Source organism: Candidatus Zixiibacteriota bacterium (assembly GCA_022865345.1).
GTDB lineage: Bacteria > Zixibacteria > MSB-5A5 > MSB-5A5 > RBG-16-43-9 > RBG-16-43-9.
The window spans coordinates 1-1711 of sequence record JALHSU010000248.1; the positions used below are offsets into that span (position 1 = coordinate 1).

Below are 1711 nucleotides of genomic sequence, written 5' to 3' on the forward strand. Positions count from 1 at the left end.
GCTGGCGCCGGCCCGCCTTTGAAAAAATAGTTAATTAAATAAACCACATCGGTTATATTTACTTCATCATCACAGCTGGCATCGCCTGAGGTCAGAGGATCTGGAGCAGGTCCGTTTCTTAAAAGATAATTGATTAAATAAACTACATCTGACACGTTCAGCTTTTTATCGTTATTTACATCCCAACGCAGTAAATTGACATATTTGATGGTAGCATAGTCCTCACGCGTTCCAGCGCCCACACTCCATCCAGTGACATAAACATTACCAAGACCGTCCACAGTTATCTCATCAGCCCAATCATAGTAGTTTCCCGGCCCATTATACCTTTTCAACCAGACCATCGCCCCATTTGGGTCATACTGTATGGTTGTATAGTCACGATCAGTCCCATTGCCGTAACTCCATCCTGTTACATAGACATTGCCGGCGGTATCTATAGCAATAGATGAAGACCCATCTTCATCGTTCCTTGGCCCATTATATCTTCTCACCCAGGCTGTATCTCCATCCGGATAATACTTGATCGTTGCATAATCAAATCCTGTGCCATTACCGATACTTCCCCCGGTCACATAGACATTACCAAAACCATCGACTGTAATATCACGAGATTCATCCAAGCTGTTATCAGGACCGTTATATCTCCTCACCCAAGCGGTGTCTCCATTAGCGTAATATTTTATGGTGGCGTAGTCAAAATAATTTGCATAGCTTCCTATTCCCGCACTACCCCCGGTTACGTAAACATTATCAGAATCATCTATGGCTATAGCAAAAGCCTCGTCCCAGTCATTTCCCAGTCCATTGTATCTTCTGACCCAAGCAGTATCTCCGTTAGGATAGTACTTGATAGTGACATAATCCAAAGCCCTTCCTGGACCAACTGTGGTATAACCTGTCACATACGCATTACCAGAACGATCTAAGACCATACCATGAGGCACGTCATTATAATTTCCTGGTCCATTATATCTTTTCACCCAGAGCTCGTTCCCAGTCGGGTCATACTTAATTGTAGCAAAATCATAGCCCACCCCAATGCCGGTGCTATATCCGGTTACATACATATTCCCTGAAACATCTACGGCTATATCCAAACCTTCATCCCAGGCGTTTGCTGGCCCGCTGTATATTCTTACCCAAGCTGTATCCCCATTCGGATAATACTTGATGGTAGCATAGTCTGAGTGAGTTCCCGTAAAATCACATGCTCCAGTTACATAAACATTTCCAGAACTATCTACAGCTATGGCATCAGCAGCGTCAAAGATACCAGTTGGTCCATTATATCTTCTTACCCAAGCAGTATCTCCATTCGGACGATATTTTATGGTGGCATAGTCAGGTTGCGACGTAGAGTCATAACCAGAGCCAGATACCCCAGTTACGTAAACGTTCCCAGAAGCATCTATTGCTAAATCTGTCGCCCAATCATCAAAATTCGTTGGCCAGTTATACCTTTTCACCCAGGCGATATCAACCTGAGCAAGGAGAGATGTGGTAAAGAAGAAGATATGATTCGACATACTCACTATGCTAAAGAAAAAAATTAGGAGTATTTTCTTCATAGCTCCTCCATGGATAAAGAGTGCTAAATCTATGTTCTCCGAGATTAATATAACTCGTTTCTTAATTTTGACAAGCGTTTTTTGAAAGCCGCGCCACTGACAAATCGGCATGGGCTTGATAAATCAAGCCCCTAAAAAAA

Annotated in this window: 1 protein-coding gene; it reads right to left on the minus strand. The window is 43.0% G+C overall.

Annotation, left to right across the window (positions count from 1 at the left end; translation table 11 throughout):
• The coding region (locus tag MUP17_11755) for an SBBP repeat-containing protein (protein ID MCJ7459648.1) at positions 1 to 1571 on the minus strand (1571 nt) is incomplete at its 3' end.
• Positions 1572 to 1711: the final 140 nt, after the last annotated feature.